Below are 16,189 nucleotides of genomic sequence, written 5' to 3' on the forward strand. Positions count from 1 at the left end.
ACAGTTCGACTCCCTGGCTGATCGACTTCAAACCTCTCCCCCCATCCGCAAACTCACCTCCCGCGCCATCTCCAGCAGCACCCGCGCCGCCTCCCCCTGGGGCTCGGCAGCAAAGCTCGCCTGCGAACCCACCACGGTAATCACCCCAGCCAGTTCGCGGCCGGTCTTGAACAGCGGCACCGACAGCGCATTCACCCCCGGCATCAAAAGACCATGGATCGCATGCAGGCGTGCGCTGCGAATGCCTTCCAGCACCGCCAGATCAGCGCCCTCCTCCAGCCCGTCCTTGAAGGCCGCAAACACCAGCCCGGTGGATGAGCCGTGCAGCGGCAGCACCGAGCCCACCTGGGTCACCAGCGTGACCATGCCCTGCGCCGGCTCCACCTGCACCACGGTCGGCCCGTGGCTGCCCCAGATGGCGAGGAAACAGGTCTGCCCCAACTGGTCACGCAGATCGGCCAGCGCCGGGCTCGCCACCTTCACCACGTCGAGCCGGCGGATCGCCGCCAGGCCGACGTAAAGCGCCTCGCGTCCCAGGCCGTAATGGTTGGTCTGCGGATCCTGCTCGGCGAAACCGCTGGCGATCAGCGCCTGCAGGTAGCGATGGACCTTGGCCGCCGGCATCTCCAGGTGCTCGCCCAGGCGCTTGAGCGAGGTGCTCGGCGCCAGCTCAGCCAGGGCCTTGAGGATCTGCGTGCCGACTTCGGCGGACTGCACCTTGGCGCCCTTCGTCGGGACGGAGTCTTCTGCGTCGTTCATGGTCTTCAACTTAAAGGAACTCCCAGACGGACTTGACGGCCCGTTGACACGAAATTACGTTAATCGTAATTCAATTACGATAAAAAGAGTGAAACCACCATGATCGCCTCTCCTGCCTACCAATCCGGGTTCGGCAACGAATTCGCCAGCGAGGCCCTGCCGGGCGCCCTGCCCGTGGGCATGAACTCGCCGCAGCAGGTGCCGCTGGGACTCTACGCCGAGCAGTTCTCCGGCACCGCCTTCACCGTCCCGCGCAGCGAGGCCCGGCGCACCTGGCTGTACCGCATCCGCCCGTCCGCCGCGCACCCGCGCTTCGAGCGCCTGGAGCGGCAGATCACCGGCACCGCCCTCGGCCCCGTCACCCCCAATCGCCTGCGCTGGAACAGCTTCGCGACGCCCGAGGAGCCTACCGACTTCGTCGACGGCCTGCTATGCATGGCCGCCAACGCCGTGGCGGAGGCCTGCAGCGGCGTCAGCCTGTACGCCTACCGCGCCAACATCTCCATGCGCCGGGTGTTCTTCAATGCCGACGGCGAGCTGCTGATCGTGCCCCAGGCCGGCCGCCTGCGCCTGGTCACCGAACTGGGCGTGCTGGAGCTGGAGCCGCTGGAGATTGCCGTGATCCCGCGCGGCATGCGCCTGCGGGTCGAACTGCTGGAAGCCGAGGCCGCCGGCTACGTGGCGGAGAACCACGGCGCCGCGCTGCGTCTGCCCGACCTCGGCCCCATCGGCAGTAACGGACTGGCCAACGCCCGCGACTTCCTCGCCCCGGTCGCGCACTACGAAGACCTGGAAGGCCCGGTGCAGCTGGTGCAGAAGTTCCTCGGCGAACTCTGGGCCACCCAGCTCGACCACTCGCCGCTGGACGTGGTCGCCTGGCACGGCAACAACGTGCCCTACAAGTACGACCTGCGCCGCTTCAACACCATCGGTTCGATCAGCTACGACCACCCGGACCCGTCCATCTTCACCGTGCTGACCTCACCCAGCGACACCCCCGGCATGGCCAACATGGACTTCGTGATCTTCCCGCCGCGCTGGATGGTGGCCGAGAGCACCTTCCGCCCGCCGTGGTTCCACCGCAACCTGATGAACGAATTCATGGGCCTGATCCAGGGCGTGTACGACGCCAAGGCCGACGGCTTCGTCCCCGGCGGCGCCTCGCTGCACAACTGCATGAGCGCCCACGGCCCGGACAACGCCACCACCGTGCAGGCGATTGCCGCCGACCTCAAACCCCACAAGATCGACCAGACCATGGCCTTCATGTTCGAGACCGGCCGCGTGCTGCGCCCCAGCCGCTTCGCCCTCGACTGCCCGCAGCTGCAGCGTGACTACGACAGCTGCTGGAGCGGCATGCAGAAGACCTTCGACCCTTCCCAGGAGCAGTAACATGAGCGCCGCCCACACCACCCAGAGCTGGATCGAATCGGCCAACGGCCACCCGGACTTTCCCCTGCAGAACCTGCCGCTGGGCGTGTTCAGCCCGCCAGGGGACTCGCCCCGCGGCGGCGTCGCCATCGGCGACTACATCTTCGACCTGAAGACTGCCTGCGAGACCGGCCTCTTCCACGGCGCCGCGCACCAGGCCGCGCTGGTGGCCAGCGGCGACAGCCTGAACGCCTTCTTCGCCCTCGGCGGCACTGCACGTCGTACTCTGCGCGAAGCGCTGATCCATCTGCTCAGCGAAGGCAGCGGCGAGCAGAAACGCATGGAGCACCTGGGCGCCGCGCTGCTCAAGCCCCAGGCCGCCTGCCGCATGCACCTGCCGGCCAGGGTGGGCGACTACACCGACTTCTACGTCGGCATCCACCACGCGAAGAACGTCGGCAAGCTGTTCCGCCCGGACAACCCGCTGCTGCCCAACTACAAGTACGTGCCCATCGGCTACCACGGCCGCGCCTCCACCGTCGTGCCTTCGGGCACCGAAGTACGCCGTCCCAATGGCCAGACCCTGCCCGCCGGCCTCGACGTGCCGGTCTTCGGCCCCTGCGCGCGGATGGATCTGGAGCTGGAACTGGGCATCTGGATCGGTCAGGGCAACGACCAGGGCAAGGCCATCCCGATCAACGCCGCCTCCGGCCATATCGCCGGTTTCTGCCTGCTCAACGACTGGTCCGCGCGTGACGTGCAGGCCTGGGAGTACCAGCCGCTGGGCCCGTTCCTGTCGAAGAGCTTCGCCACCACAGTCTCGCCCTGGGTAGTCACCGCCGAGGCGCTGGAGCCCTTCCGCGTGGCCCAGCCGGCCCGCCCGGAAGGCGACCCGCAGCCGCTGCCGTACCTGTACGACGAAGGCGACCAGCAACGCGGCGCGCTGGACATCGAACTGGAAGTCCTGCTGCACACCGCGCGCATGCGCCACGAGCACCAGGCCCCGGAACGCATCGCCCTGAGCAACACGCTGAACATGTACTGGACGGTGGCGCAGATGGTCGCGCACCACAGCGTCAATGGCTGCCGACTGCAAGCCGGCGACCTGTTCGGCTCGGGCACCCTCTCCGGGGAAACCCCGGACAGCTTCGGCAGCCTGCTGGAGCTCACCAGCGGCGGCAAGCAGCCGATCGTACTGGCCAATGGCGAGGAGCGGCGCTTCCTCGAAGACGGCGACGAGATCATCCTGCGCGCCCGCTGCCGCCGCGAGGGGCATGCGTCCATCGGCTTCGGCGAATGCCGCGGACGGATCCTGCCAGCCCATTGAGTGTTGCTCTTCGTAGGGCGCATAACGCGCCAGCGTTATCCGCCGGGCAGCCGGCGGATAACCTGTTCCAGGTTATGCGCCCTACTCCATCTCCCGCTCTGCGCAGGAGCTTTTCGTAGGAGCGAGCTTGCTCGCGAACAGCCGGTGGCACCGCTGCTGGGCGGTTCGCGAGCAAGCTCGCTCCTATAGGCTTCCCCTACCCAAACCCTGCGCAAAAAAGACGGGCCCGAAGGCCCGCTGCTAAACGAGGGTGTTGCTCTCACTATCAATCAGTGCGCGATGCACACCGATTTGATCTCGGTATAGGCCTCGACCACCGCGCGACCGAACTCGCGGCCCATGCCCGACTGCTTGACGCCGCCGAAGGGCATGCTCGGGTCGAGCAGCACGTGGGCATTGACCCACACGGTGCCGGACTCGATGCGCGGGACCATGTTCATCGCCTTGGACAGGTCGTTGGTCCACAGGCTCGCGCCCAGGCCGTATTCACTGTCGTTGGCCATCTCGATGGCCTGCTCGTCCTCGTCGAACGGCAGCACCGCCAGCACCGGGCCGAAGACTTCGTCACGGGCCACGGCCATCTGCATGGTCACATCGGCCAGCACAGTGGGCTGCACGTAGAAGCCAGTGCCGCCGACCTGCTCGCCACCGCAGACGATGCGCGCACCCTGCTCGCCAGCGCGGGCGATGTGGTTCAGCACGCTGCGCTGCTGCTTGGCGGAAACCAGCGGATTGATCTGCGCGGTCGGGTCCATGCCCTCGCCCAGGCTCATGCCGGCCACGGCGGCGGCCAGTTTCTCGACGAACTCGTCATAGCGCGAACGGTGCACATAGAAGCGCGAAGCCGCAGCGCAGACCTGGCCGTTGTTCAGCAGGCCGCCCAGCAGCGCGCCCTGCACGGCGTTGTCGATGTTGGCGTCGGCGAGGACGATCATCGGGTTCTTGCCACCCAGCTCCAGGGCGAAGCGGGTCATGTTCTGCACGGCGGCCAGGCCGACGCTGCGTCCCACCGCGGTGGAGCCGGTGAAGGAGACCTTGTTGATCAGCTTGTGGCTGGCCAGGCCGCCACCGATGCGCGGGCCATCGCCGGTCACCAGGTTGAACACGCCTGCCGGCACGCCGGCCTCGAAGGCCAGTTCGGCCAGGCGCAGGGCGGTCAGCGGGGTTTCCGAAGCGGGCTTGATCACCACGCTGTTGCCGGTGGCCAGCGCCGGGATCAGCTTCCACACGGCGATCATCAGCGGGAAGTTCCACGGCACGATGCCAGCCACCACGCCCACCGGCTCGCGACGGGTATAGGCGGTGAACTTGGCTCCGGGCGGCAGCGGGATGGAGACGTTCAGCGACTGGCCTTCGATCTTGGTCGCCCAGCCGGCCATGTAGCGCATGAATTCGACGGTGGCGCCGACATCCAGCATGCGCGCGATGTTGATCGACTTGCCCTGGCTGAGGGTTTCCAGCTGGGCCAGTTCCTCGCCGTTGGCTTCCACCAGGTCGGCGAAGCGCAGCAGGATGCGCTCGCGGTCGGCCGGGCGCAGGTCGGCCCAGACACGGGACTTGTAGGCCGCCTGGGCGGACTGCACGGCACGGTCGAGCAGGTCGGTGTCGATGTCGGCGACGCTGGAGATCGCCTGGCCGGTGGCCGGGTTCAGCACGTCGGTGCGGGCACCCTCGGGCACCACCCAGGCGCCGTCGATGAAGCAGCCGTGCTTGCGGGCGAGGAAGGCAGTGACCTGAGGCAGGGTCTGTGTGACGTTCATGGTCTCTCCTGAAAGATCAGTGCTGCTGGCTCAGCCAGCAGGTGAGCGCCCGCCGCTCGGCCGCGTCGGCCAGGCCTGCGAAGGGCATGTAGGTTCCCGGCACGGCGGCCTGGGGTTGGCTGACGAAGGCGTCGAGGTTGTCGCGCGACCAGGCCGCACCCTTGGTCTTCATCGCCTGGGAATAGCTGAAGCCGGCGAGCGAACCGGCCATGCGACCGACCACGCCATGCAGGTTGGGACCCATCATGCCGGGGCCGTCGGCCTTGGCGGTGTGGCAGATCGAGCAGTCGCGGGCGAACACGGTCTCGCCCTGCTGGGCGTCGTTGGCCGGGCAGTCGCCGGCGAAAGCCAGGATCGGCTGCAGCAGCGCGCCGGCCAGCAGCAGGCCGAGGGCGCCGAATCGGAGCTTGTTGCGGGACATCGGGAAATCACCTTCGTGTACAGCTTGCGGCCGGATGGCGCGCGTCATCGAAGGTGATTGTTGCCAGCGGCGCCGGGCGGGGTCTTTTCCTCTGTGCCAGACGTGTTGGCGGGAGTGCCAAGGTGGCGCTCAGGTGACCACGGTCATGGCGGGAAAGCGTTCGCGAGCAAGCTCGTTCCTACGTTCCCCGGATACGCCACAGCCGCTCTTCGTAGGAGCGAGCTTGCTCGCGAACCCGGCTGGCGTATAAGCCGGAGGCAGGCAGCATGGGTATCGCTTCGCTCCACACCATCCTACAAAGGAGTCAGTCGGGGATGATGGCGCAGGCGGGCGTCAGCGTAGGATGGCGTGGAGCGCAGCGATACCCATCAATAGGCGGCACAAGACCGCCGGGTATCGCCGTCCACCGCCAGAATCAATTCGCGTAGCGCTTGCGATACTCGCCCGGCGACACCCCGAAGCGACCCTTGAAGGCCGTGGAGAAGTAGCTCGAATCGGAGAAGCCCCAGGCGTAACCGAGCGCCGACAGCTTCTGCTCGAACTGGGCGTTGCGCAGGGTCTCGGCGCAGAAGTCCAGGCGACGGTTCTTGATGTACTGCGCCACCACCAGGCCCTTCTTGGCGAACATGCGGTACAGGCCGCGCACCGAAATGCCCACTTCACGGGCGATCAGCTCGGGGCACAGCTCTTCGGCGCCGATGTGCTGGTCGATGAAGCCGGTGGCCTTGCGGAACATGCGTTCGTGGTTGTCCTGCTCGGCGTCCTGGCTGGCCAGCGCCGGGCGCAGCAGGGTCACCAGGGCGTCCAGGGTCGCCTCGCTTTCCAGCATGCCGAGGCTTTCCTGCTGGCTGGTCTCGACGATCAGGCGGTTGGCCAGTACGGCGATCGGCGAGCTGGCCGGGATCTTCGACGCGCAGGTCACTTCCGACATGCGCAGGCCGCGCTCGATCACCTGGCGCGGCAGGATCAGCGAGAGCTGCCGGGATTCCTCCAGGTAGGTCATGTCGCTGGGCCGGCTGGCGTCGATCAGGCTGATGTCGCCGCGCGACAGCTCCACGCGGTTGTCGCCCTGCTCCAGGCGCGAGCGCCCTTCGAGCTGGAACACCGCGTAGTAGTGCCCACCGGCACTGGTGCCGACTTCCTTGCTGGTCCGGTACAGGTGCACCTGGGCCATGTCGACCACGGAAAGCTTGATCGCACCGCCCTGGTATTCGCGCAACCGTCCATGGAACTGGGGGCCAAGGGTGCGCGCATCGAAACGACCGCACGCCCGGTTGACCTGTCCCAGCCACGCCTCGAAAGCGTCATCCCTCAATGTCGATGAAGAATTCATGACCTGCAAAGCCTCACACGCATTGTTTGTTGTTATTCAGCGACGGCCTCCAGGGCCTGTCGTCATCGTTCGCGGCGGCCTTCCATAACGAAGCTCGCACCGCACTGTCCCAGCCCTGCAACCGCAGCGTTGCAAGGCGGGAGCATTTTTCACGCCAACTCCTGTCAGTTCAATCCGCCGAAGCGCTTGTAGAAGCTTTCGCCGACATCCGGTAGCGGACCGTCGGCGGTCTCCAGGTTGCGGTTCAGCCAGTCCTCGGCCTTGGCGTGGATCAGTCGGTAGATGTTGCGGCACAGCTGCCGCGCCGCGCGTCCTTCCCAATCACCCGGCAGCAGCTCGTCGGGCAGTTGTGGATCACGCAGGAGCAGCCGGCGGTATTCGTGGATCAACAAGGTGCGCGCCAGGAAGCAGTCTTCCGGGCGCAGCTGGTCCTGCTCGCGCAGCGCTTGCCAGAGCGGGCGGAACAGCTGGATGAATTCGCTGTAGTGCTCGCCGAGTTCGTCGATCTTCCAGCTTTCGCGCACCTGCATGCGCATGGCGCGGGAAGCCAGCACGTCCTGGGCGCGGGTTTCGAAGACGATGCAGTCGTCGGCCACGTCGAGGTCCTGCAGGGTCGCCATGACATCGCTGCGGTCGGCGCGCGGGCAGGCCATGACGGTCGGCGAAAGGGCGCCGAAGCCTTGCCATTCCAGCTCCTCGCGAACCTGCTTGCGCTTGTCGGCGGCGATCTGCGAAAGCATCACCAGGGTCCAGGACCCGTCCCAGGCCGGCAGGCTGGAGCTGTAGACGCGCTTGAAGGCCTTCTCGAAACGCCGCCGGCCGGTGCCGGTCAGGCTGTAGTAGCTGCGCCGGCCGACCTTCTCGGCGGTCAGCCAGTCTTCCTTGGTCAGGCGGAAGATCGAGGTGCGGATCAGCCGCTCGTTGATGCCGAACGGCTCCAGTAGATTGATCAAGCTGCCCAGCCAGACGGTGCCGCCGTGAGGTTCGATGGCATCGCCATAGAGGGTGATGATCAGCGAACTGGCGCGGATCGGCGTCTGTTCCTGGAAGCGATTGATCAGCTGATTCAGCGGTGCTAGAGCGGTCATGGCACGTTGCGCAGGCGAAGGAGCGGCGACTATACCTGCCCGCCGCACCGCCTGGCCATTGGAGCGAACCCCAGTACTCATGCGCCCTTCCCTGCCCCTGCCTCGGCCTTGGGCCGGAAACCGGAATCACCCAGGCGCGGGCGCGCTTCTTCTATTTCCGCCAGCGGCTGGCATTCCACCAGGCTTTCAATGCAGCGCCTGGCCAGCGCCTGGTATTCCTCGGTGCCACGGCGCTTCCAGGCGATCTCTTCGTCGCTCAGGCTGCGCTTGACGCTGGCCGGCGCGCCCATCACCAGGCTCTGCGGCGGGCAATCGAACCTGGCCTTGACGAAGGCGGCGGCGGAAACGATGGAGCGCGCGCCGATCTGCGCGTAATCCATCACCACGGCGTTCATCCCCACCAGGGCGTCCTCGCCGATGCGGCATCCGTGCAGCACGGCGCCGTGGCCGATATGGCCGTTGCGCTCGACGACGGTGTCGCTGTCCGGGAACCCGTGCATGACGCAGGTGTCCTGTAGGTTCGCACCTTCTTCGAGGACGATCCGCCCGAAGTCGCCGCGCAGCGCCGCCAGCGGGCCGACATAGCAACCAGGGCCGACGATGACGTCGCCGATCAGCACGGCGGTGGGATGGACATAGGCGGTCGGGTGGACGACCGGGCGCACGCCTTCGAGGCTGTAGCAGGGCATCGGGTTCTCCCGCGGCGCTGCCGGCATTCGGGCATCACCGCACAAAGCGATTTGTTCTTTTGAAAATCTTGTATCACATCAACCAAGAAGCCTCCAACCTAAATCTCACGTATCACTTCCTGGCGACCATGGCAGAGCGCTGGAAATGCCTGATAATCCAGCAAATACGCCATCGACAGCCCATCATCCAGCGACACGGGCTACCCATTCAGTGGCACCGACAGAAATACTTTAGACACGCGATTCAACTTTTGTAGTTGTTTTTCCGTATCGCTTTAGGCCTATACTGCGGGAAAGCCGGAGACGGGCAGCGCCTGCCTCCCATAATTCCAATACAGCCGGCCACGAAGCCGCGCGTGCAGCCTGAGGACGATGTCATGCCTCGCACCCTTGACGTTCAGATGCCTGAAGCGGGCGTCCGCCTGATCACCCTGCAGCGCCCCGAGGCGCTCAACGCCCTGAACACCGAACTGCTCGGCGAACTGGCCGCCGAACTCGACGCCGCCGAGCAGGACAGCGAAACCCGCGCCGTGGTGCTGACCGGCAGCCGCAAGGCCTTCGCTGCCGGCGCCGACATCAAGGAGATGGCCGAGCGCGATCTGGTCGGCATCCTCAATGATCCCCGCGTCGGCTACTGGCAGCGCATCGCCGCCTTCTCCAAACCACTGATCGCCGCCGTCAACGGCTTCGCCCTGGGCGGTGGCTGCGAGCTGGCCATGCACGCCGACATTCTTGTCGCCGGCGAAGACGCCCGTTTCGGCCAACCGGAAATCAACCTCGGCATCATGCCCGGCGCCGGCGGCACCCAGCGCCTGCTGCGCGCCGTGGGCAAGCCGCTGGCGATGCAGATGGTGCTTACCGGTGAGGCCATCGATGCCCGTCACGCCCAGCGCGCCGGCCTGGTCAGCGAAGTCACCCAACCCGAGCTCACCGTCGAGCGCTCCCTGCAGATCGCCCGCAGCATCGCCGCCAAGGCGCCGCTGGCCGTGCGCCTGGCCAAGGAAGCGCTGCTCAAGGCGCAGGACACCGACCTGGCCAGCGGCCTGCGCTTCGAACGCCACGCCTTCACCCTGCTGGCCGGCACTGCCGACCGCGACGAAGGCATCCGTGCCTTCCAGGAAAAGCGCAAACCCGTTTATCAGGGCTGCTGAGCCCATCCCCTTTCGTTCTGGCAACAGCCAGCCCATTGATGGAGCGAACCCGCCCATGAACTTCGAGCACATCCTGTTTTCCATCGAGGACGGCGTCGCCCTCCTCAGCCTGAACCGCCCGGAGCAGCTCAACAGCTTCAACGCCGCCATGCATGGCGAAGTGCGCGAGGCGCTCAAGCAGGTCCGGCAGAACCCGGAAGCCCGCGTCCTGCTGCTGACCGGCGAAGGCCGTGGCTTCTGCGCGGGCCAGGACCTCTCCGACCGCAACGTTGCCCCCGGCGCGGAAGTGCCGGACCTCGGCCAGTCCATCGAGCAGTTCTACAACCCGCTGATCCGCACCCTGCGCGACCTGCCACTGCCGGTCATCTGCGCGGTCAACGGCGTGGCCGCCGGCGCCGGCGCGAACATCCCGCTGGCCTGCGACCTGGTCCTGGCGGCGCGTTCGGCCAGCTTCATCCAGGCCTTCTGCAAGATCGGCCTGATCCCCGATTCCGGCGGCACCTGGACCCTGCCGCGACTGGTCGGCATGGCCCGCGCCAAGGCGCTCGCACTGCTGGGCAATCGCCTGACCGCCGAACAGGCCGAGCAATGGGGGCTGATCTACCAGGTGGTGGATGACGCCAATCTGCGCGAGGAAGCCCTCAAGCTCGCCCGCCACCTGGCCACCCAGCCGACTTACGGCCTGGCGCTGATCAAGCGCAGCCTTAACGCCAGCCTGAACAACAGCTTCGACGAGCAGCTGGAGCTGGAGCGTGACCTGCAGCGCCTGGCCGGCCGCAGCGAGGATTACCGCGAAGGCGTTTCCGCCTTCATGGAAAAACGCACCCCCAGCTTCAAGGGCCGTTGATCGATGAGCGCACTTTCGAAAGACGCAAAAGTCGCAGTGATCGGCGCCGGCGCCATGGGCGCAGGCATCGCCCAGGTAGCCGCCCAAGCCGGGCACCCGGTGAAGCTCTATGACAACCGCCCCGGCGCCGCCGCCCAGGCCATCGATGGCATCGACCGCCAGCTCGGTCGCCTGGTAGAAAAAGGCAAGCTCGACGCCACTGCCCGCGGCGCCATCGTGGCCCGTCTGCAGCCGGTGGAAGCCATCGAGGCGCTGGCCGATTCGAAGCTGGTGATCGAAGCCATCGTCGAGAACCTGGAGGTCAAGCGCGGCCTGTTCCAGCAGCTCGAAGCGCTGTGCGCCGAAGACTGCATCCTCGCCACCAACACCTCGTCGCTGTCCATTACCAGCCTGGCGGCCGGCCTCGAACGCCCGCAGCAAGTGGCCGGCATGCACTTCTTCAACCCGGCGCCGCTGATGGCGCTGGTGGAGGTCGTTTCCGGCCTCGCCACCGACCCGGCGCTGGCCGACAGCCTGTATGCCACCTCGCTGGCCTGGGGCAAGAAGCCGGTTCACACCAAATCCACACCGGGCTTCATCGTCAACCGCGTGGCGCGCCCCTTCTATGCCGAAAGCCTGCGCCTGCTGCAGGAAGGCGCCGCCGACTGCGCCACGCTGGATGCGCTGCTGCGCGACGCCGGCGGCTTCCGCATGGGCGCCTTCGAGCTGACCGACCTGATCGGCCACGACGTCAACTACGCCGTCACCTGCTCGGTGTTCGCCGCCTACTATGGCGACTTCCGCTTCCAGCCCTCGCTGATCCAGAAGGAGCTGGTGGATGCCGGCCGCCTCGGCCGCAAGAGCGGCCGGGGCTTCTACGACTACGCCGAAGGCGCCGAGCGCCCGCAGCCGGCGAGCCTGAGCAGCAGCGCCAGCGTCACCTCCTGCGTACTCGAAGGTGATCTGGGCGTCGCCCAGCCGCTGGTTCAGCGCCTGCAGGATGCCGGTATCGAGATCACCCGGCGCGCCGGCAGCGGCCTGCTGCGCGTGGGCGATGCGGTAGTCGCCCTGTCCGATGGCCGCCTCGCCAGCCAGCGCGCCAGGGAAGACGGCCTGCGCAACCTGGTGCTGATCGACCTCGCACTGGATTACAGCAAGGCTTCGCGCCTGGGCATTTCCGCCTCGGCGGACACCACGCCCGCAGCACTGGACCAGGTCGTCGCCCTGCTCGCCAAGGCCGGCATCGCCGCCAGCCGCCTGAGCGACACACCCGGCCTCGCCGTGCTGCGCACCGTCGCCATGCTCGCCAACGAAGGCGCCGATGCGGTTCTGCAAGGCGTGGGCAGCGCTGGCGACATCGACCTCGCCATGCGTGCCGGGGTGAACTACCCGCAAGGTCCGCTGACCTGGGCCGGGCAGATCGGCATCGGCACTGTGCTGCGCGTACTGGACAACCTGCAGGCCGCCTACGGCGAGGACCGTTATCGCCCCTCACTGCTGTTGCGCCGCCTGCAAGCCGAAGCGCCCGCTTGTCGAGGAGAGCAATTTCCATGACTGACGCCACCCAACTGGCCCGCGACTGCGCCGAAGCCATGTACGAGCGCGACCTGGCCACCCGCCGCATGGGCATCCAGTTGCTGGATGCCGGCCCGGGCAGCGCGAAGCTGTCGATGCGCGTGCGCGAAGACATGATCCAGGGCCACGGCACCTGCCACGGCGGCTACCTGTTCGCCCTCGCCGACTCGGCCTTCGCCTTCGCCTGCAACAGCTACAACGACGCCACCGTCGCCATCGGCTGCAGCATCGATTACGTGGCGCCGGCCCGCGAAGGCGACGAGCTGATCGCCAGCGCCTTCGAGCAGAGCCGCAGCGGCCGCACCGGCAACTACGACGTGCGCATCGAGAATTCCCAGGGCCAGCTGATCGCCCTGTTCCACGGCAAATCCTACAAAGTGCGCGGCACCGTGCTGGCGCAGGAGACCTCCGAATGAGCGATATGACCGACGCCCTGATCATCGACGCCGTGCGCACGCCCATCGGTCGCTACGCCGGCGCCCTGTCCGGCGTGCGCGCCGACGACCTCGCGGCGATCCCGATGAAGGCCCTGATGCAGCGCCACCCGGAGCTGGACTGGAGCGCCATCGACGACGTGATCTTCGGCTGCGCCAACCAGGCCGGCGAAGACAACCGCAACGTCGCCCACATGGCCTCGCTGCTGGCCGGCCTGCCGGTGAGCGTGCCCGGCACCACGTTGAACCGCCTGTGCGGCTCGGGCCTGGATGCCGTTGGCAGCGCCGCGCGCGCCCTGCGCTGCAACGAAGCCGGGCTGATGCTGGCCGGCGGCGTGGAATCCATGTCCCGCGCGCCCTTCGTCATGGGCAAATCGGAGCAGGCCTTCGGCCGCAGCGCGGAAATCTTCGACACCACCATCGGCTGGCGCTTCGTCAACAAGCTGATGAAGCAGCAGTTCGGCATCGACTCCATGCCGGAGACGGCGGAGAACGTCGCCGAGCAGTTCAACATCAGCCGCGCCGACCAGGATGCCTTCGCCCTGCGCAGCCAGCACAAGGCCGCCGCCGCGCAAGCCAACGGCCGCCTGGCGAAGGAAATCGTCCCGGTGGAGATCCCCCAGCGCAAAGGCCCGGCCAAGGTCGTCGAGCAGGATGAACACCCGCGCGGCGACACCACCCTGGAACAACTGGCCAGGCTCGGCACGCCGTTCCGCGAAAACGGCAGCGTCACCGCCGGCAACGCCTCGGGCGTCAACGACGGCGCCTGCGCGCTGCTGCTGGCAACCCCGGCTGCCGCCGCGCGCCACGGCCTGAAGGCTCGCGCCCGCGTGGTGGCCATGGCCACCGCCGGCGTCGAGCCTCGAATCATGGGCATCGGCCCGGTACCGGCGACCCGCAAGGTGCTGGAACTGGCCGGCCTGTCGCTGAACGACATGGACGTGATCGAGCTGAACGAAGCCTTTGCCGCCCAGGGCCTCGCCGTGCTGCGCGAGCTGGGCCTGGCGGACGACGACGCGCGGGTCAACCCCAACGGCGGCGCCATCGCCCTCGGCCATCCGCTGGGCATGAGCGGCGCGCGCCTGGTCACCACCGCCCTGCATGAACTGGAGGAACGCGGCGGCCGCTACGCGCTGTGCACCATGTGCATCGGCGTCGGCCAGGGTATCGCCCTGATCATCGAACGAATCTGATCCATCGGCGGGATCGAACCCCGCACCGCCAGTCGCCTTCGTGCAACGACTGGCAGGCCGAGCAAAGTCTCTGGCAGGGGTTCGAATCCTTCCGCGAACGGGGGCGCTATGCTGCTCCCATGACACTCGCAGCCCTCACCAGGGCTGGCGTACAAGAACAAATCGAGTGAACCCATGAACATGTACCATGATGCCGAACGTGCCCTGCTTGACCCGATGGAGACCGCCAGTGTCGACGAGCTGCGCCAGCACCAGCTGGAGCGCCTGCGCTGGAGCCTCAAGCACGCCCACGACAACGTCCCGCTGTACCGCAAACGCTTCGCTGAAGCCGGCGTACACCCGGACGACCTGACCTCCCTGGACGATCTCGCCAAATTCCCCTTCACCGGCAAGAACGACCTGCGCGACAACTACCCCTACGGCATGTTCGCCGTGCCGCAGCAGGAAATCGTGCGCCTGCACGCCTCCAGCGGCACCACCGGCAAACCCACGGTGGTCGGCTACACGCAGAACGACATCGACACCTGGGCCAACGTGGTCGCCCGTTCCATCCGCGCCGCCGGCGGCCGCAAGGGTGACAAGGTGCACGTGTCCTACGGCTACGGCCTGTTCACCGGCGGCTTGGGCGCGCACTACGGCGCCGAGCGTCTGGGTTGCACCGTGATCCCGATGTCCGGCGGCCAGACCGAGAAGCAGGTCCAGCTGATCCGCGACTTCCAGCCGGACATCATCATGGTCACCCCGTCCTACATGCTCAACATCGCCGACGAGATCGAGCGCCAGGGCGTCGACCCGCACAGCCTCAAGCTGCGCCTGGGCATCTTCGGCGCCGAACCCTGGACCGCCGAACTGCGCCGCGCCGTGGAAGAGCGCATGGGCATCACCGCCCTGGACATCTACGGCCTCTCGGAAATCATGGGCCCGGGCGTGGCCATGGAGTGCGCCGAGACCAAGGACGGCCCGACCGTCTGGGAAGACCACTTCTACCCCGAGATCATCGACCCGGCGACTGGCGCCGTGCTGCCCGACGGCCAATACGGCGAACTGGTGTTCACCTCGCTGTCCAAGGAAGCGCTGCCGATGATCCGCTACCGCACCCGCGATTTGACCCGCCTGCTGCCGGGCACCGCGCGGCCGATGCGACGCATCGACAAGATCACCGGGCGCAGCGACGACATGCTGATCATCCGTGGCGTCAACGTCTTCCCGACCCAGGTCGAGGAGCAGGTGCTGAAGATCAAGCAGCTCGCCGAGTGCTACGAGATCCACCTGCACCGCAACGGCAACCTTGATTGCATCGACATCCACGTCGAACTGCGCCACGACCTGCAGGGCCTCTCGGCGGACGAGCAGAAAGCCATCGGCAGCGAGCTCGGCAAGCAGATCAAGACCCACATCGGCGTCAGCGCCCGCGTGCTGGTGCAGCCTTCGCACAGCCTCAAGCGCTCGGAGGGCAAGGCCTGCCACGTGTATGACAATCGGCCGAAGGGCTGAGTCATCGCGTGATCGAAAGCCCCGCCTCGGCGGGGCTTTTGCTTTTGCGCTCTTCGTAGGAGCGAGCTTGCTCGCGAATCGCAGGCAACGCCGGCGTCAGGCGGGTTCGCGAGCAAGCTCGCTCCTACAGATAGCCTGAAACCTCGGCGGGTTGCTCCTCACTCCGGCGCCTGACTCGCGACCACCCGTCGCCCCACCACCCTTTGCTGTCGATCTCCCGCCCCTCCCTTCGACTATTCCTCAAAAGCAGGCGGCATACGGCCGTCCGCACACCGCAGGAGATGAACGATGAACTATGTCGATGGCTTCCTCGTACCGGTACCCACTACCAAGCGCGAGCGCTACATAGAGGTCGCGCGCAAGGCGGCGGCGATGTTCAGGGAGTACGGCGCGCTGGGCGTCGTGGAGTGCTGGGGCCATGACGTGCCCGAAGGCAAGGTGACCTCCTTCCCCATGGCGGTGAAGCTCAAGGAGGACGAAACCGTGGTGTTCTCCTGGATCACCTGGCCGAGCAAGGAGGTGCGCGACGCGGGCATGAAGCAGTTCATGGAAGACCCGCGGATGAAGACCGAATTCGCCGACATGCCCTTCGATGGCCAGCGCATGATCTTCGGCGGCTTCGAAGTCATCGTCCAAGCCTGACGCCCAGGCAGGCAGCAGATCGAGAACAGAGCCCCTCCCGCGCGGCAGGTCGATGCGCAGGAGCGGACTCTGTTCGCGATCGCCCCCAAGCAGCGCTGACACATCGGCGAGTGCCGTTCGCGAGCA

15 protein-coding genes are annotated in these 16,189 nt (G+C 66.9%); 9 read left to right on the forward strand and 6 right to left on the reverse strand.

From position 1 onward, the window contains the following. Positions 1–27: 27 nt before the first annotated feature. Positions 28–759, reverse strand: a complete 732-nt coding sequence (locus tag J2T47_RS12455; RefSeq protein ID WP_253446864.1) for an IclR family transcriptional regulator — start codon at positions 757–759, stop codon at positions 28–30. Positions 760–858: 99 nt separating this feature from the next. On the opposite strand from J2T47_RS12455, the gene hmgA reads away from it, so the two are divergent. Continuing rightward, positions 859–2,151, forward strand: coding sequence for a homogentisate 1,2-dioxygenase (hmgA, locus tag J2T47_RS12460; protein WP_253446869.1), 1,293 nt, complete (start codon positions 859–861; stop codon positions 2,149–2,151). A gap of 1 nt (position 2,152) precedes the next feature. After that, the gene (fahA, locus tag J2T47_RS12465; RefSeq protein ID WP_253446873.1) at positions 2,153–3,457 is read left to right on the forward strand and encodes a fumarylacetoacetase; all 1,305 of its coding nucleotides are present in this window, start codon (positions 2,153–2,155) and stop codon (positions 3,455–3,457) included. 269 nt (positions 3,458–3,726) lie between these two features. On the opposite strand, the gene J2T47_RS12470 is transcribed toward fahA, so the two are convergent. From J2T47_RS12470 to paaY, 5 genes are all read right to left on the reverse strand, one after another. Then, complete coding sequence (locus tag J2T47_RS12470; protein WP_253446879.1) at positions 3,727–5,217, reverse strand: aldehyde dehydrogenase family protein; 1,491 nt, start codon at positions 5,215–5,217, stop codon at positions 3,727–3,729. 16 nt (positions 5,218–5,233) lie between these two features. Beyond that, entirely contained in the window at positions 5,234–5,638 is a 405-nt protein-coding gene (locus tag J2T47_RS12475) for a c-type cytochrome (protein WP_253446883.1), read from the reverse strand. Positions 5,639–6,053: 415 nt separating this feature from the next. Beyond that, positions 6,054–6,971: a transcriptional regulator FeaR gene (gene feaR, locus J2T47_RS12480; RefSeq protein ID WP_253446886.1), complete on the reverse strand. Its 918-nt coding sequence runs from the start codon at positions 6,969–6,971 to the stop codon at positions 6,054–6,056. A gap of 164 nt (positions 6,972–7,135) precedes the next feature. Then, positions 7,136–8,059, reverse strand: coding sequence for a phenylacetic acid degradation operon negative regulatory protein PaaX (gene paaX, locus J2T47_RS12485; protein ID WP_192210683.1), 924 nt, complete (start codon positions 8,057–8,059; stop codon positions 7,136–7,138). 77 nt (positions 8,060–8,136) lie between these two features. Beyond that, positions 8,137–8,748: a phenylacetic acid degradation protein PaaY gene (paaY, locus tag J2T47_RS12490; protein WP_253446892.1), complete on the reverse strand. Its 612-nt coding sequence runs from the start codon at positions 8,746–8,748 to the stop codon at positions 8,137–8,139. 377 nt (positions 8,749–9,125) lie between these two features. Between paaY and paaF the strand changes: the two genes are divergently transcribed. The 7 genes from paaF to J2T47_RS12525 all read left to right on the forward strand — a co-directional run bounded on the left by paaF (position 9,126) and on the right by J2T47_RS12525 (position 16,063). Further along, positions 9,126–9,899 (forward strand): 2,3-dehydroadipyl-CoA hydratase PaaF, encoded by a 774-nt coding sequence (paaF, locus tag J2T47_RS12495; protein WP_253446896.1) that lies wholly within the window; start codon positions 9,126–9,128, stop codon positions 9,897–9,899. 55 nt (positions 9,900–9,954) lie between these two features. Beyond that, entirely contained in the window at positions 9,955–10,746 is a 792-nt protein-coding gene (gene paaG / locus J2T47_RS12500; protein WP_253446905.1) for a 2-(1,2-epoxy-1,2-dihydrophenyl)acetyl-CoA isomerase PaaG, read from the forward strand. A gap of 3 nt (positions 10,747–10,749) precedes the next feature. Further along, entirely contained in the window at positions 10,750–12,279 is a 1,530-nt protein-coding gene (gene paaH, locus J2T47_RS12505) for a 3-hydroxyacyl-CoA dehydrogenase PaaH (RefSeq protein WP_253446908.1), read from the forward strand. Beyond that, positions 12,276–12,716: a hydroxyphenylacetyl-CoA thioesterase PaaI gene (gene paaI, locus J2T47_RS12510; RefSeq protein WP_301295496.1), complete on the forward strand. Its 441-nt coding sequence runs from the start codon at positions 12,276–12,278 to the stop codon at positions 12,714–12,716. Before paaH ends, paaI begins: the two co-directional genes overlap by 4 nt. 5 nt (positions 12,717–12,721) lie before the next feature. Continuing rightward, complete coding sequence (pcaF, locus tag J2T47_RS12515; RefSeq protein ID WP_253447323.1) at positions 12,722–13,927, forward strand: 3-oxoadipyl-CoA thiolase; 1,206 nt, start codon at positions 12,722–12,724, stop codon at positions 13,925–13,927. Between the two features lie 174 nt (positions 13,928–14,101). Beyond that, complete coding sequence (paaK, locus tag J2T47_RS12520; protein WP_253446913.1) at positions 14,102–15,421, forward strand: phenylacetate--CoA ligase PaaK; 1,320 nt, start codon at positions 14,102–14,104, stop codon at positions 15,419–15,421. A gap of 288 nt (positions 15,422–15,709) precedes the next feature. After that, positions 15,710–16,063, forward strand: coding sequence for a DUF1428 domain-containing protein (locus J2T47_RS12525; RefSeq protein ID WP_253446918.1), 354 nt, complete (start codon positions 15,710–15,712; stop codon positions 16,061–16,063). Positions 16,064–16,189 lie beyond the last annotated feature (126 nt).

Origin of the sequence: Pseudomonas nitroreducens, from assembly GCF_024170165.1 — a bacterium.
GTDB classification, from domain to species: domain Bacteria; phylum Pseudomonadota; class Gammaproteobacteria; order Pseudomonadales; family Pseudomonadaceae; genus Pseudomonas; species Pseudomonas nitroreducens_C.

Bases quoted from the DNA above. Each gene is read 5' to 3' on its own strand.
- paaY (WP_253446892.1), bottom strand. From the start codon at position 8,748: ATGCCCTGCTACAGCCTCGAAGGCGTGCGCCCGGTCGTCCACCCGACC.
- pcaF (WP_253447323.1), top strand. From the start codon at position 12,722: ATGACCGACGCCCTGATCATCGACGCCGTGCGCACGCCCATCGGTCGC.
- J2T47_RS12475 (WP_253446883.1), bottom strand. From the start codon at position 5,638: ATGTCCCGCAACAAGCTCCGATTCGGCGCCCTCGGCCTGCTGCTGGCC.
- paaG (WP_253446905.1), top strand. From the start codon at position 9,955: ATGAACTTCGAGCACATCCTGTTTTCCATCGAGGACGGCGTCGCCCTC.
- paaX (WP_192210683.1), bottom strand. From the start codon at position 8,059: ATGACCGCTCTAGCACCGCTGAATCAGCTGATCAATCGCTTCCAGGAA.
- J2T47_RS12525 (WP_253446918.1), top strand. From the start codon at position 15,710: ATGAACTATGTCGATGGCTTCCTCGTACCGGTACCCACTACCAAGCGC.
- paaF (WP_253446896.1), top strand. From the start codon at position 9,126: ATGCCTCGCACCCTTGACGTTCAGATGCCTGAAGCGGGCGTCCGCCTG.
- fahA (WP_253446873.1), top strand. From the start codon at position 2,153: ATGAGCGCCGCCCACACCACCCAGAGCTGGATCGAATCGGCCAACGGC.
- J2T47_RS12455 (WP_253446864.1), bottom strand. From the start codon at position 759: ATGAACGACGCAGAAGACTCCGTCCCGACGAAGGGCGCCAAGGTGCAG.
- paaH (WP_253446908.1), top strand. From the start codon at position 10,750: ATGAGCGCACTTTCGAAAGACGCAAAAGTCGCAGTGATCGGCGCCGGC.
- J2T47_RS12470 (WP_253446879.1), bottom strand. From the start codon at position 5,217: ATGAACGTCACACAGACCCTGCCTCAGGTCACTGCCTTCCTCGCCCGC.
- feaR (WP_253446886.1), bottom strand. From the start codon at position 6,971: ATGAATTCTTCATCGACATTGAGGGATGACGCTTTCGAGGCGTGGCTG.
- hmgA (WP_253446869.1), top strand. From the start codon at position 859: ATGATCGCCTCTCCTGCCTACCAATCCGGGTTCGGCAACGAATTCGCC.
- paaK (WP_253446913.1), top strand. From the start codon at position 14,102: ATGAACATGTACCATGATGCCGAACGTGCCCTGCTTGACCCGATGGAG.
- paaI (WP_301295496.1), top strand. From the start codon at position 12,276: ATGACTGACGCCACCCAACTGGCCCGCGACTGCGCCGAAGCCATGTAC.